The sequence below is a fragment of the Corynebacterium sp. HMSC08F01 genome, assembly GCF_001807545.1.
Lineage (GTDB): Bacteria > Actinomycetota > Actinomycetes > Mycobacteriales > Mycobacteriaceae > Corynebacterium > Corynebacterium coyleae.
This window is the reverse complement of the sequence record NZ_KV789274.1, coordinates 20,825-33,303: the sequence shown is the minus strand read 5'-3', so window position 1 is coordinate 33,303 and position 12,479 is coordinate 20,825. Positions and strand designations below refer to the sequence as shown.

Here is a 12,479-nt window from a genome sequence, read left to right as displayed (position 1 = left end):
CCCCGCCCAAAGTATTATGAGTGCTCGGGCGTACTGGTTATATCCACTATGCTGTGGAAGTGCCCAAGGTTTGGCTTGAAGAACACACATTTCGATACTCTTGGGACAAAACGCAACGATTATTGGGGTTGCCGTGCGCCACGCACTGGCAATAACCAGTTACACAAGGAGTGCACATGACCGCCGAAGTCAAGCGACTGGAGGGCCAAGCGCCCACCGACAACGAACACCTCATCGACTGGATTAACGAAGCCGTCGACCTGTTCGAGCCGGAGAAGGTGGTCTTCGCAGACGGCTCCGACGAGGAATGGAACCGCCTGGCCGACGAACTCGTCACCGCCGGCACGCTCATCAAACTCAATGAGGAAAAGCGCCCCAACTCCTACCTGGCGCGCTCCAACCCCTCCGACGTCGCCCGCGTCGAGTCCCGCACCTTCATCGCCACCGAAAACGAAGAAGATGCCGGCCCGACCAACAACTGGATGAAGCCCGAAGCGCTCAAGGAAGAAATGCTCGAGCACTTCGCCGGATCCATGCGTGGCCGCACCATGTACGTTGTCCCGTTCTGCATGGGCCCGATCTCCGACCCGGACCCGAAGCTTGGCGTGCAGCTCACCGACTCCGCTTACGTGGTTATGTCCATGCGCATCATGACCCGCATGGGCACCCAGGCGCTGGACAAGATCCAGGGTGACAACTTCGTCCACTGCCTCCACTCCGTTGGCGCCCCGCTCGAGCCGGGTCAGGAAGACGTGGCGTGGCCGTGCAACGACACTAAGTACATTTCCCAGTTCCCGGAGACCAAGGAAATCTGGTCCTACGGCTCCGGCTACGGCGGCAACGCCATCCTGGCCAAGAAGTGCTACGCCCTGCGCATCGCATCTGTAATGGCGAAGGAAGAGGGCTGGATGGCTGAGCACATGCTCATCCTGAAGCTCACCAACCCGGAGGGTAAGAAGTACCACGTTGCCGCCGCGTTCCCGTCCGCCTGCGGCAAGACCAACCTGGCCATGCTCACCCCGACCCTGCCGGGCTGGAAGGCAGAGGTTGTTGGCGACGACATCGCGTGGATGAAGCTGCGCGAAGACGGCCTATACGCCGTCAACCCGGAGAACGGTTTCTTCGGCGTCGCCCCTGGCACGAACTTCGCCTCCAACCCGATCGCCATGAAGAGCATGGAGCCGGGCAATGTGCTGTTCACCAACGTCGCTCTTACCGACGACGGCGACGTCTGGTGGGAAGGCATGGACGGCGAAAAGCCGGCGCACCTGATCGACTGGCGCGGCGAAGACTGGAACCCGGACTCCACCAGCAAGGCCGCCCACCCGAACTCCCGCTACTGCGTGGCCATCGAGCAGTGCCCGACCGCAGCGCCGGAGTTCGAGGACTGGCAGGGTGTGAAGATCGATGCCATCCTCTTCGGTGGCCGCCGCCCCGACACCGTCCCGCTGGTCACCCAGGCGCACGACTGGGAGCATGGCACCATGATCGGCGCGATGCTCTCCTCCGGCCAGACCGCAGCCTCTGCCGAGGCGAACGTCGGCTCCCTGCGCCACGACCCGATGGCGATGCTGCCGTTCATGGGCTACAACGTGGGCGACTACTTCCAGCACTGGCTCGACATGGGTAAGAAGGGCGGCGACCGCATGCCGTCGATCTTCCTGGTCAACTGGTTCCGTCGCGGCGAAGACGGTCGCTTCCTGTGGCCGGGCTTTGGCGAGAACTCTCGTGTGCTCAAGTGGGTCATCGACCGCATTGAGGGCAACGTCGAGGCCGAAGAGTCCGTCGTTGGCTACACCGCCCGCGCCGAGGACCTGGACCTCGAAGGCCTGGACACCCCGATCGAGGACATCCGCGAGGCACTCACCGCCGATCCGGAACTGTGGAAGGAAGACGTCGCGGATTCCCGCCGTTACCTCGAGAGCCTCGGCTCCCGCATCCCGCAGGAGATCTTCGACCAGTTGAAGAAGCTCGACGAGCGCATCCACGCCGCGAAGTAACCCCTTGCCCGCCCACGGGTGATGCTGTAACATCGCCCGTGGAAAACTTCAGACAAGATCTGTTGTTAATTTTGCAGGATGCCCGCCGCGAGGCGGGCATTTTGTTATGCTCACGGCATGGTGGGTGAAATGCTTGGGGGATTGAGTGACGCTCGTGTTCGGTCATACCGCATGGTTATTGTGGGAGAGACTGGGAGAAGCGCGGACAGCATCTCTGATCGCTCAGTTCAATCCTTGTATCTGTGGCAAAGTGCAATTGCTTCGGCTTGGTATGAGGCGCTTTCGGTCTTCGAGCCTGTGCTGAGAAATCGTATTGACGCATCTTTAAGGTCGTGGAACCAAGCGCAAAGCAGTACTGAAGATTGGCTTGAGAACCCGGCTCGTCCACTTAGAAAAGTAGTGGAGCGCATGGCAACGGACGCACGGAATGCAGCGGAACGTAGCGCTCGGCGCAGACCTCGGAATCATCCCCGATTTAAGGCTCCGGTGACATTGGATGACAGGGTTTCGCAGCTCTCGTTTGGGAATCTAAGTGCTCTTTTCCCGTTGCATCCGCCGGCCAATCGTGCGGATTTCGCGACAGGATTTTCAGCAAAAGAGAATCTTTGGATTCATGCACTGGTGAGTGGTTTCCCAGGGTTGACATCGAAGCTTGTTGAAAGGCACCGCTCGAGCATTTCACCTCCAGTTCCCGCCCAAGTTGAGGATGGGTATGCGGTGGCGGTTGCTTTAGAACAGTTGCGTCGGCTCCGGAACCGTGTAAGTCATCAGGAACAGATTCTTAACGTTGACCACCAGGAACGGTTGGCAGACATGTATGCCTTGGTCCATGCAATGTCTCCCCAAACACTCGGTGTGATGAAGAAGATGGATCGAATACAGCGCACTCTGCTGTTGAGGCCCCAGTATTAGCCGCGCAGGACGAGGACGAGGTTTGAGACGGCGAACTCGCGCAGCACCGGCACGCGGGTGACCCACCACGCCCACGCTGGGTGGTAGCGGGGGAAGGCGGCGGCGAGGCGTCCGGTGGCTTCGGCCCATTCGAGGCCTTCGCGTGCGGAGACGGCGAAGAGTGTTTCGCCGAAGCGGTTCTTCGGTTCGTGCCCGTGCACTTTTGCGTATCGACGACGCGCGTACTCCCCGCCTACGTAGTGCTGCCACAGGCCTGTCTCGTGCCCGCCGAATGGCCCGAGCCACACCGTGTAGCTGAGCACCACAAGCCCGCCGGGTTTGGCTACGCGTAGCATTTCTTCGCCCATGGTCTGCCAGTTCGGGATGTGCTCGGCGACGTTGGAGGAGTACACGACGTCGAAGGAGTCGTCGGCAAATGGCAGGGCTGCGCCGTCGCCGCGTACGGAGCCAAACCCGGACAGGCCGGCGGCGGACAGCTCGGACACGCTGGGCTCTAGACCGACGTAGAAGCAGTCTGCGAATGCTTCGGCGAAGTAGCCGGGTCCGCCGCCGACGTCGAGGACGGAGTGGTTGGTGATGGGGGGTAGGGAAAGGTCGTTGGCGAGGGCGTCGATAAGCATGCGCGTATCGCGCGCCAGGGAGGAGTAGAACACGCGCGGGCGGAACTGCTCGTAGGGAAACGAGCGCAGCAGCCGCAGTGAGCGGCGGAGCGTGGCCATCCGGCGGGTGTGGTGCATTCGCGCAATGTTAGCACTGTAGCAACCGTGCTACGCTTCGGCGTATGGCACATCCGGAATGGGACGAATCGCTGGTGGAGCGCAGGATCTCCCAGCGCGAGCTGCGCAATGATTCGGCGAAGATCCTGCGTGAGGTGCGTGCAGGGCGCAGTTTCGTGGTGACGAACAACGGCGAGCCGGTCGGGCGCCTGATGCCTCTCGACGACCCGCAGCCACGCCTGGCCATTACCCGTCCGGCGACCCGGGTGGGTGGTTGGCTCGACCTTCCGGTACCGCAGGTGGAGGGCGAGTCGCTGGCGGATGCGCTCGACGATATGCGCGCGGACAGGTACTGACATGCGCAGGGTGTACGCCGACACGTCGGCGATGGGCTGTCTGCTCAAGTTGGAGCCGCACACGCACGCGATGCGGCTGTGGCTCGAGGCAGGCGAATACGAGGTGGTGTCGTCGGACTTGTTGGAGATTGAGCTGCGGCGCTTGGCGGTGCGCCTCGGCCGGCCGCAGGGGGAGGCTACGATGATCTTGCGGGGAATTTCGATCGCGGAACTTGGCCGGGGGACACTACGAGCGGCGAGTATGTTGCCGATGCCGTATTTGCGTACGTTGGATGCGATTCACTTACAGGCTGCGTTGGATGTGGAGGCGGATGCGGTGTTGACGTACGACGACAGGCTCGCCGAGGCCGCCCGTGAAGTTGGGCTCGAGGTCATTGCGCCGTGAAGGTGTTGTTGTTGTGTTGGCGCGACTCCACCCACCCGCAGGGCGGCGGTTCGGAGCGCTACCTTGAACGCGTTGGGGAGTACTTGGCCGAGCAGGGCCACGAGGTGGTGTATCGAACGGCGAAGCATACGGATGCGCCGCGGCGGTCCAGGCGTAACGGGGTGCGCTACGAGCGTGCCGGCGGGAAGTTCAGCGTGTACCTGGCGGCGCCCTTTTCTATCTGGCGTAACCGGCCGGATGTGGTGGTGGATACGCAGAACGGCATTCCGTTTTTCGCCCGCTTGTTTACGCGCAGGCCGGTGGTGTTGCTGACGCATCATTGTCATAAGGAGCAGTGGCCGGTGGCGGGTCCGGTCATTGGCCGGTTGGGGTGGTTTTTGGAGTCGAAGGTGGCGCCGCGGGTGTATCGGCGGGCGCGGTATGTGACGGTGTCGGAGGCGTCGAGAAGCGATTTGGTGGCGCTTGGCGTGCGCGAGGGTGACATTGAGATTGTGGAAAATGGCGTCGATCCGGTGCCTGCGCATGTGCCCACGCTTTACGACGACCACCGCACCCACCTGCTCACCCTCTCTCGGCTGGTGCCGCACAAGCGGATCGAGGAGGCGATCGACGCGGCGGCGCGCATCCCGGGCGCGGTGCTGGATGTGGTTGGTTCGGGCTGGTGGGAGGACGAGCTGCGGGCGTATGCGCAGGGGCGTGGCGACGTGGTGTTCCACGGGCATGTGTCTGAGCCGTACAAGCACGCGTTGCTGGAGCGGGCGGATGTGCATCTGTTGCCGTCGCGGAAGGAAGGCTGGGGTATTGCGGTGATTGAGGCCGCGCAGCATGGTGTGCCCACGGTGGCGTACGCGTCGGCGGGTGGGGTGGCGGATTCGATCCGCGACGGCGAAACCGGCCGGCTCGTGCAGTCGGGCGAAGATTTCGCCGACGTTACCCGCGAAACACTTGAGCGCCGCGCCGGGCTGGCGGGCAATGCCAGGCGGTGGGCGCAGCGCTTTTCGTGGGAGGAGACCGGCCGTAGGTTCGCGGCCGTGCTCGCGGGAGTTACTGGCAGAACTTAGATGAGCTGCGTGGTCCAGTTCAGCTGTTGGATCTTGGTGTCCAGTTCGCGGTAGGCCTTGGAGGCGTTGTCGGCCATCTCGCGGAGCGATTTCACGTCGATGGTGGGCACGAAGCGCACCTCGGAGCGGGAGTAGCGGGCGTTGGTCATGGTGCCGGCGTCGGCAACTGCGGCGTAGAGGCGGCGGGAGCGCAGGAGGGCGTCGCGGCGCGCGATGGCGTCGGTAAGCGTGGCGCCTTCGAAGGCGGTCTGCGCGTTGGTGTGGTTGATGCGGCGCACAAGCGTCTCAATCTCTTGGAGCAGCTCGGCGGCTTCCTTGAGCAGTTCGGCGGGGTCCTCGACGGGTGTGTCGCCTTCCTGGATCATGGCGCCTTGGACGAGGCGTTCCTGCAGTTTGTTCAGGCGGTCTTGCGCCTCGGCGCGGCGTGCGAGTGCTTCTGCGAGCAGCATGTGTGCCTCCTTGAAAGTTCTGTCCCCGTTCCCAACCCTCACGAAAGTGTCCGGGTCACCCCCAACGTCGTGGTAGTAAATCGTGCTCGGTGCAACCCTGTGGTGGGGGTTGTGCCCGTGTGCGTCGTGCAGGCCGCATGCGTTGTGCGTGTGAGCGGAATCGAACCGCTTCAGCCTTGATACGGCCACAAGGCGCCGGTGTGTGCTCCCTTTTCCCCGGGCGCGTGGGGTTGACGTTCGCTGGGTGCCGGTGTGCTTCCGCTACCGACAGTGTTAAGTGTCGAACATAGCAAAACGCCCAACCGATGCAAAGGGGTTGGGCGTTGGGTTTTGCTGTGAGTTATGCGGCGGCCTGTGGGAAGAGTTCGCCGTCGCGGAGTCGGTCGCGCATTTCTGCTTCGACGAGGACGGGGATGAAGTCTTCGACGGTTGCGGTGCGCTTGTGTGCGCGGACGACGGCGTCGAAGGCGTCGTTGATCTCGAGTGCGTCGTACTGTCCGGCGAACTCGACGAGCAGGTCCTCGCGGATGTTACGCAGGGCGCGCTCGCGGATGATGCTGAAATCGATGTTGTTGTTGGCCACGGCTATACCTCCTTGATTCTGCGGTGCGTAACCTTTTGTTCATCTGGAGTTAACTTTAGGTGAACGCCGCAATTCATGCAAGCCTTCAATCATGGGAGGTTCCAACTATCGGTTGCGGCGCAGCGTTGCTGGCACCGCGAGCCACAGTGCGAACAGTGCGATCCCCGCAGGTGGCAGCGGGTTCGCGGGCGCTTGCGTATCGACGACCCGCCCATCCGAACGCACAACCACCCCGATACCCATCTCGCGCAGTGCATCCGTGTCGTCGATGGCGGCTTGGGCGGCGACCCAGCGCGGCGAGGGCGCGTCGACGACGACGCCGTCGACGGTCAGCGCGCCGGATTCGACCACGTTCATGGCTTTGGGGGCGGGGTCGACGGTGGGGTGGTCGTCGATAAGCGTGAGCGTCGGGCGGGATTCAAAGAGGACGTCGCGGCCGTGGTGGTTGATGGCGGGGACCTCGACGGTGGTGGGGGTGAGTGCGGCGACGGCGACGGGCGCGTCGGGGACCTGCAGGAGTGCGAAGGTGGCAGCGGCGAGCGCGCGGCGGGGACTCAAGGCGCCGGCGGCGGTGACCAGGGCGGGGATGGTGAGGATGAGCCACTTTTGGCCGTCGCGAAGCAGGCCGGCCCCGGGGACGTGCGCGACCACCGGCCCCAGCAGGCCCGCCCAAGATGCGAGCGCGATGCAGAAGCCGACCCCGGCGAGCACGAGTAGGCGGCGGGGTACTTCACGCCACGCCAGCGCAAGCAGCACGAACAGTGCGATGCCGAACAGAGCGAAGCCGGCCTCGCGGGAGGCGGGCACGGCGTGGGCGTTCCAGATCCCGCCAAGGCCCAGCATCGCGCCGAGGGTGCCAGTGTGCCCTTCGGCGCGCGGGGCGAACACCTCCGCGGAGATGGCTGATGAGGTGCCACCTGCCCCGGCGAAGATGCCCGCGACCACCCAGGGGGCGCAGGTCAGCACGGTGGTCAGGGGGCTGCGGGCCACGCACGCGGCGGCGATGGCGCCGGTCGGTGTCAGTGACGCCAGCCAGTGCGCAAGCCCGGACATCGGGTGCACCCCCAACGCCACCAGGGGCAGCAGCCAGGCCGCGGCGGCAAGCGACCACTGTCCCTGCAGCAGCCGTTCTACGACGAACGGGTTCCATACCGCCACCGTCATCGCCGCCGCCTGGCCCAGCGGGGTGCGGCCGAGTTTCCACCCCGCCCACGCGGCGGCCGCGGCGGCGGACACCATGAACACACGCAGGAACAACACCGGATACGGCAGGACGCCAAGCAGGGCGTCTTGGGGGACGTTGCGGGCGGGCAGGTCACCCCACCCCAACGAGGCGCGGGTCAGCGACATCGAGTCAAAGACCATCATGTCCCGCAGTGCGAATGCCTCCCCGGGGACCAGAAACGGCCAGGTCAGCGCCAGAACCAAAAGGGCGCCGTACAAAAGCGCCCACCACCTGCTAGCGGCGGCGCGCATAGGCCACCAGGCCAACGATGAACGCTGCGGCCGCGATGAACCGGGTCAGCACCGCCATGACTTGCAGGCCGCGCAGCCAGGCGACGTCGTGGCGGGCGGCGTCGACAGCTGCGGTCTTGGCTTCCTCCGCAAGCACCCACTGTTCGGGCGGGCAATCCCAGACCTCATCCAGGATGCGGCCGGTGCGGCGCTCGACGTCGACGGTGCGCACGCAATCGTTGGACAGGGCAGCGGTGTACTTATAGGTCTGGATGCCACGCACGTTGCCGGGGCCGACATAATCCATCGGCACGTCTTGGCCGGAGGTGGTGTCGAACAGTGGGTAGGTGCGCCGTTCCGGCTGGTAGGGCAGCAGCGGGCCGAGCCCGGCGCGGCCTTTGGCGGGGAAGGTCGTGGAGGGGTCGATAAGGAAACTGTCTACGACATCGCCGTCGACGGTTACCTCAGCCAGCATGGATTTGGGCTGTTTGGTCAGGGTGACGGTGCGGGAGCGGGCGTCGTCGAAAAGCATGGTGTGCTCGCCGGGCTGCAGGGTGCGCTGCTGTGCAATCACGATGGGGGAGGCGATGTTCAGCGCGGCGCAGACGACAATGATGCCCAGGCAGATGGCTAATCGACGACGCAGGTTCACCCGCCTAACCCTACCGGGCGACTAGACTTTGCCCCATCGTGAATCCAAGACCCGCTGTGTTGCCCGAGCTCGACGGCCTGCGCGCCGTGGCCGCGTACGGCATTGTGGCCACGCACGTCGCCTTTCAGACGGGGACCGGATCGGCGGTGTTGGAGCGCTTCGACTACTTCGTGGCGGTGTTTTTCGCGCTGTCGGCGTTTTTGTTGGCGCGCGGTGGGATGCGGCCGGGCTACTACTCGCGGCGAGCGGCGAGGCTGGTGCCGGCGTACGTGGTGTGCGTGGCGGTGGTGCTGCTCGCGCTGCCGCCGCTCGCGGGGGTCAACGCAGCCCAGGTGGTGGCCAATGTGCTGTTGGTGCAGGTCTATGTGCCGCACGCGCTTATCGACGGCCTCACCCAAATGTGGTCTCTGTGCATCGAAGTCGCCTTCTACATCGTGTTGCCGCTGTACCTGCGACTGGGCACCCGTGGGCGGCGCGTGGCGCTGGCGGTGGCGGTGGCGGTCGGGTTCGTGTGGCCGTGGGCAGTCTCCGGCATTGGGGACCCGGCGGTGCTGAACCTGCAGATCTGGCCGCCGTCGTATGCGCTGTGGTTCGCCGTCGGGTTGGTGCTCGCCGAGGTAGAGCGCGCCGGGGTGCGCTACGCGGGTCCGCGTTGGCCGTTGGTGCTGCTGGCACTGCCGGTGGCGTGGGCGGCGGGCGTGATCGGCCCGCGCGGCCTGGAGCACCCGAGCCCGCTGGAGTTCAACGTGCGGGTGGTACTCGGTGCGGTGTTCGCCGCCCTGCTGGTCGCGCCCTTTGCGCTGGGGCAGAGGTTTGAGGGGACGGTGTTGTCGTCGAAAAGTATGCGCACACTCGGCCACTGGTCCTACTCGGTGTTTTTGTGGCACATGGCGGTGCTGTACTTCGTGTTCCCCGTACTCGGCGTGCCCATGTTTTCGGGGCATTTCCTGCTGATCTTTGCGACGACCACCCTCCTGAGTACCGCCGTCGCCTACATCTCTTACGAATTGGTGGAGGTACCCGGCGCGCGGCTGGTCAGGCAGGCCACGGCGAAGCAGGCGGCGAGAACGAGGAAGGTCGACGAGCCCGCGTAGTTCGCCGCCGGCCAGGGCGCACGTGCAAGCACGAGGCCGCACACGGTCATGGTGGCGGCGGCCAGGTGCGGCATCGGGATCACGGTGAAGCGGCGCACCAGCCACGCAAGCGCCACGGCGGCCGCGCCGGGTAGGGGTGCCACGGCGATGACGGCCAGGCCCGGCAGCCAGTTCCCGCCGGGCGGGGGCGTGAAGCGTTCGAAGCGGCGCCACGGCACCCACAGGCACCGGGCGGTGACCAGCAGGCTGAGCAAGGTGCCGGCGACGAGCGAGTACCGGTAGGCGCCGTCGCCGGTGAAGAACATGTCGAACTCGGCGGTGGGCGTGCTGGCGGCGTCGGAGGGGACGCGGAAGGCTTGGGCGTTGGCGTCGATACGCATGGGCTCGAGCGGGACGCCGCCGAGGGTGGCGCGCAGGCCTTCGTTGAACGCGCGGGTGGTCAGGATCATGCGCTCGCCTGTGTGGTTGGGCAGCGGCGCGCGCGAGAGCATGACGGTTTCGGCGCGGGTGACAATCTCGTGCGTGCCGGCCTCGAGGAACACGCGGCCGACGTGGCGCTCACCGTCGATCGTCGCAGGTTGAGAGAGCACCCACTCGCTGTCCACGGCGGTAGTGAAGCGGCGCTGGATGACATCGGTGTCGGGGAAGCGGCGCTGGAAGAAGTAGCGGTCGGCGGTGCCGGGGACCTCCACGATGCGACGGATGCCGGCGTCGAGTTCGCGGATGCCCACCGGTTCGGTCAGTTCCAGGCGGGTGGCGTCGCCGCGCGTGATGGTGCGTGGCTGGTCCTTGACCAGGGTGACGTTGCGGCAATTGTCGTGCCCGTCGCAGAGTTGCACGGTGGTGTCCGCGGTGGCGGTGAGCGAAATCTGAGGCTGCTGAGTCTGAAACTCGATCCATGCGTCGTTATCGCCCGGCGCGGGCCACCACGCGGTTTCCGCCAGCCCGTCGAAGGCTGCGGTCAGCGAGTTCGCGGGCACCGGACCACCGAAAGCGCCGGCGTCCGCGCGTGAGGACGACGCCCGCGCGAACCCGTCCATGTCCACCCCGGTGCGGGTGCCGGCGGAGGGGTAGTCCTTGACCCGGTTGCGCACGGTGGTGTCTTCCCACTCGGCGGCAAGGTGGCCCGATTGGCCGTGGATCGTGCCGTAGTTGCGCACCGCCAGCGCCGGGGTATCGGTGACGATGTCGGGGGCCTCGCCGGTCAGGCGCGCCGGGAAGTAGCCGAGTTCGCGCCACAACAGCGCGAGGACCTCGCCGCCGCCGTCGACGGCAATCGGCGCGCGGTCGGTGTCCATGATGTCCGCGTGTGGGTCCAGCAGGAAGATATCCACCTCCCCAAAGCTCGCGTCCGGCTCGCCCAGGTTCGGCGTGACGGGCTGGCGCTCGAGGTCGCGGCGCACCACCACCGCGCCCACGCCGATAGAGCGCAGCGCCTGCTGATCTGCGACCGCCACCTGGCCGTCCAGCCCACGAATCGCCTCCGGATCCACCAGCGGCACCGCATCGCGGAAGGCAAAGCGCGTGCTGGTCAGGGCCTGGATCGGCTCGTCGCGCGTCCACCCCCAATGCTGGCGCGCAAAGGACGGCGCCGGCACCACCAGCGTGCGCGTGCCCGCGGCGTGCTCCTCCAACCACTCGCCTGCCGCCACCCAGTCCTCGGAGACCTCCGACCAGGTGCCCTCCGGCAGCAGGCGCAACGACCACGCGGGCGCGAGCGCCACCGCAGCCGCCACCGCCACCCCAACCGCCTGCGGGCGACGCACGTGCGAAGCCACAAACCCCACCCCGAGCACTAACGGAAGCCGGACCAGCGGGTCGAACTTGTGGAGATTGCGCAGCGGGGCGAGGGTGTCGTCGTAAAGCGGTGCAAGCATTGGCGACGACCCCAACACCACAAACCCCACCACAAACACCGCAAGCAGCGGGAAGCGCCACGGCATGTCGCGCCGTGCCAAGCCCGCCAGGCCGAACGCGGCGATCAGGCAGGTGGCGATGATGAACACCGGCTCCGCAACCAACAGGTGACCGGCGGCGCGCTCCGTGTCCACGAACGGGGTCCAGCTGGTGGTGCCGCGCAGGATCTCCACCGGGTTGAGCCACGCGGTGGTCACATGCGCGGACTCGATGAAGTCTGTAAACGGCGGCGAATACATGCCCAGCACCAGAAGCGGGCCGATCCACCACGCCGACACCAACACCGCACCCAGCGTGAAGCGTGCGGCCTCGCGGAAGCGGCGCAGCGCCACCAGCAGCACAAACGCCGGCAGGCACGCCGCAATGGTCGCCGTTGCGTTGACCGCACCCATGCACGCCACCGCCACCACCGCCGGCGCCACCTGCGGGCGACGCTGCACCAGCGGCACCAACGTCCACGGCACAAGCGCCACCGGCCAGGCCTCCGAAGAAATCGCCGTCAGCGTGGTCAAAATCCTTGGGCTCAACGCGTACAGCAACGCCGCGAGCACCGGCGGCCACGTGCCCCTGATCCCGATGCGCCGCGCCAGCACCAACGTGCCCGAATATGCCACACCCAGCAACAACGCCCACCACGCGCGCTGCGTCAACCAGTCCGGCAACCACCCAAACAACCAGAAAAACGCGCCCTGCGGAAACAGGTACCCGTACGCCTGGTTTTGCACCTGGCCTAGCGGAAACTCATCCGTGTACGCCTGCGTCGCCCGCGCCAAAAACCGCGCCGGGTTGGCAACGAGATCAAACTTGGTGTCGGCCGCGACCTGTCCCGGCGGCTGCGCCAGCGCAAGCAGGGTCAGGACCAGCCACCCAAGAACATGGGCGCTTCTCGACGACCCCAC

The 12,479-nt window shown here is 65.7% G+C and carries 12 protein-coding genes; 6 read left to right on the top strand and 6 right to left on the bottom strand.

Translation table 11 applies throughout. The annotated features are described in order from the left end of the window. The first annotated feature begins 176 nt into the window (after positions 1 to 176). Complete coding sequence (locus tag HMPREF3171_RS00940; protein ID WP_070482238.1) at positions 177 to 2,000, top strand: phosphoenolpyruvate carboxykinase (GTP); 1,824 nt, start codon at positions 177 to 179, stop codon at positions 1,998 to 2,000. 117 nt (positions 2,001 to 2,117) lie between these two features. Beyond that, complete coding sequence (locus HMPREF3171_RS12165) at positions 2,118 to 2,912, top strand: Abi family protein (RefSeq protein ID WP_210385586.1); 795 nt, start codon at positions 2,118 to 2,120, stop codon at positions 2,910 to 2,912. Here the strand turns inward: HMPREF3171_RS12165 and HMPREF3171_RS00930 are convergent. Then, entirely contained in the window at positions 2,909 to 3,649 is a 741-nt protein-coding gene (locus tag HMPREF3171_RS00930; RefSeq protein WP_070482236.1) for a class I SAM-dependent methyltransferase, read from the bottom strand. The genes HMPREF3171_RS12165 and HMPREF3171_RS00930 overlap by 4 nt on opposite strands. A gap of 44 nt (positions 3,650 to 3,693) precedes the next feature. Here HMPREF3171_RS00930 and HMPREF3171_RS00925 point away from each other — a divergent pair, with 44 nt between their 5' ends. From HMPREF3171_RS00925 to HMPREF3171_RS00915, 3 genes are read left to right on the top strand one after another with little or no spacing between them, the layout of a single operon-like run. Next, positions 3,694 to 3,984 carry a type II toxin-antitoxin system Phd/YefM family antitoxin gene (locus tag HMPREF3171_RS00925; protein WP_070453229.1) on the top strand — a complete coding sequence of 97 codons (291 nt, stop codon included), beginning with the start codon at positions 3,694 to 3,696 and terminating at the stop codon, positions 3,982 to 3,984. Between the two features lies 1 nt (position 3,985). After that, complete coding sequence (locus HMPREF3171_RS00920) at positions 3,986 to 4,369, top strand: type II toxin-antitoxin system VapC family toxin (protein ID WP_070423308.1); 384 nt, start codon at positions 3,986 to 3,988, stop codon at positions 4,367 to 4,369. After that, a complete protein-coding gene (locus HMPREF3171_RS00915; RefSeq protein WP_070482234.1) occupies positions 4,366 to 5,430 on the top strand; it encodes a glycosyltransferase family 4 protein in 1,065 nt (354 codons plus the stop codon). Before HMPREF3171_RS00920 ends, HMPREF3171_RS00915 begins: the two co-directional genes overlap by 4 nt. Here the strand turns inward: HMPREF3171_RS00915 and HMPREF3171_RS00910 are convergent. From HMPREF3171_RS00910 to HMPREF3171_RS00895, 4 genes are all read right to left on the bottom strand, one after another. Next, positions 5,427 to 5,879, bottom strand: coding sequence for a DIP1984 family protein (locus tag HMPREF3171_RS00910; RefSeq protein ID WP_070482232.1), 453 nt, complete (start codon positions 5,877 to 5,879; stop codon positions 5,427 to 5,429). The genes HMPREF3171_RS00915 and HMPREF3171_RS00910 overlap by 4 nt on opposite strands. A gap of 340 nt (positions 5,880 to 6,219) precedes the next feature. Next, positions 6,220 to 6,462 carry a three-helix bundle dimerization domain-containing protein gene (locus HMPREF3171_RS00905; RefSeq protein ID WP_244268645.1) on the bottom strand — a complete coding sequence of 81 codons (243 nt, stop codon included), beginning with the start codon at positions 6,460 to 6,462 and terminating at the stop codon, positions 6,220 to 6,222. A gap of 105 nt (positions 6,463 to 6,567) precedes the next feature. After that, on the bottom strand, positions 6,568 to 7,830 hold the full coding sequence (locus tag HMPREF3171_RS00900) for an MmpA family trehalose lipid delivery protein (RefSeq protein ID WP_246815285.1): 1,263 nt from the start codon (positions 7,828 to 7,830) through the stop codon (positions 6,568 to 6,570). 91 nt (positions 7,831 to 7,921) lie between these two features. Continuing rightward, entirely contained in the window at positions 7,922 to 8,569 is a 648-nt protein-coding gene (locus HMPREF3171_RS00895; protein WP_070482228.1) for a porin PorA family protein, read from the bottom strand. Positions 8,570 to 8,607: 38 nt separating this feature from the next. Here HMPREF3171_RS00895 and HMPREF3171_RS11510 point away from each other — a divergent pair, with 38 nt between their 5' ends. Beyond that, positions 8,608 to 9,663, top strand: coding sequence for an acyltransferase family protein (locus HMPREF3171_RS11510; protein WP_246815284.1), 1,056 nt, complete (start codon positions 8,608 to 8,610; stop codon positions 9,661 to 9,663). Here the strand turns inward: HMPREF3171_RS11510 and HMPREF3171_RS00890 are convergent. After that, positions 9,570 to 12,479 (bottom strand): alpha-(1->3)-arabinofuranosyltransferase domain-containing protein, encoded by a 2,910-nt coding sequence (locus HMPREF3171_RS00890; RefSeq protein ID WP_070482226.1) that lies wholly within the window; start codon positions 12,477 to 12,479, stop codon positions 9,570 to 9,572. The two genes, HMPREF3171_RS11510 and HMPREF3171_RS00890, sit on opposite strands and share 94 nt — an antisense overlap.

What these genes read in the sequence shown, in the direction of transcription:
- HMPREF3171_RS00940 (WP_070482238.1), top strand. Translation starts at nt 177, where the DNA reads ATGACCGCCGAAGTCAAGCGACTGGAGGGCCAAGCGCCCACCGACAAC.
- HMPREF3171_RS12165 (WP_210385586.1), top strand. Translation starts at nt 2,118, where the DNA reads ATGGTGGGTGAAATGCTTGGGGGATTGAGTGACGCTCGTGTTCGGTCA.
- HMPREF3171_RS00930 (WP_070482236.1), bottom strand. Translation starts at nt 3,649, where the DNA reads ATGCACCACACCCGCCGGATGGCCACGCTCCGCCGCTCACTGCGGCTG.
- HMPREF3171_RS00925 (WP_070453229.1), top strand. Translation starts at nt 3,694, where the DNA reads ATGGCACATCCGGAATGGGACGAATCGCTGGTGGAGCGCAGGATCTCC.
- HMPREF3171_RS00920 (WP_070423308.1), top strand. Translation starts at nt 3,986, where the DNA reads ATGCGCAGGGTGTACGCCGACACGTCGGCGATGGGCTGTCTGCTCAAG.
- HMPREF3171_RS00910 (WP_070482232.1), bottom strand. Translation starts at nt 5,879, where the DNA reads ATGCTGCTCGCAGAAGCACTCGCACGCCGCGCCGAGGCGCAAGACCGC.
- HMPREF3171_RS00900 (WP_246815285.1), bottom strand. Translation starts at nt 7,830, where the DNA reads ATGATGGTCTTTGACTCGATGTCGCTGACCCGCGCCTCGTTGGGGTGG.